Source organism: Mycetohabitans sp. B2, from assembly GCF_021733735.1.
Taxonomy (GTDB): domain Bacteria; phylum Pseudomonadota; class Gammaproteobacteria; order Burkholderiales; family Burkholderiaceae; genus Mycetohabitans; species Mycetohabitans rhizoxinica.
Genome location: NZ_JAHKSP010000090.1, coordinates 1 through 510, shown reverse-complemented (window position 1 = coordinate 510; position 510 = coordinate 1). Strand labels below are relative to the sequence as shown.

The 510-nt window shown below is 61.6% G+C and carries 1 pseudogene; it reads left to right on the top strand.

Annotated features, from left to right (window positions below):
* Positions 1 to 510, top strand: a pseudogene (locus tag KPG66_RS16835) (hemagglutinin repeat-containing protein); the annotation flags it as partial.

Genomic DNA, 510 nt, shown 5'->3' with positions numbered 1-510 from the left:
ATAGCTTGACGACGCGCACGTTAAGTACCGAGGATATCGTCAACTACGCCGATTACAAGGCTAGTAGCGTGGGCCTGAGCGGGGGTTATAGTTTAGGCGGCAGTGGTCGTGGCGAAGACCTGGAAGGGGTGGGCACGACCCAGTCCGGGCAGGCGGCGACGGGCGCCGAGCAAGTCCCGGGTAGCAAGCTGCCGTCGACCCCGGGCGGATTCAGCGTTGCGCCGCCCAGCGTGATGGCCGCTTCGGGCAAGGCCAGCAGCACGACGCTGAGCGGGATCAGCGCCGGTACGATTCACATTACGGACGAGGCACAACAGCAAGCTTTGACGGGGCAAGACGTTGCGCAAAGCCTGGCCGGGCTGAACCAGCAAGTGTGGAGCGGGCAAGATGGCGATAACGCGCTCAAGCCGATCTTTGACAAGCAGAAGATTCAGGCAGGGTTCGAGATGGCGAATCAGCTGACGCATCAAATCGGCACGTTCGTGGGTCATCGTCAAGCGCAACTGGATG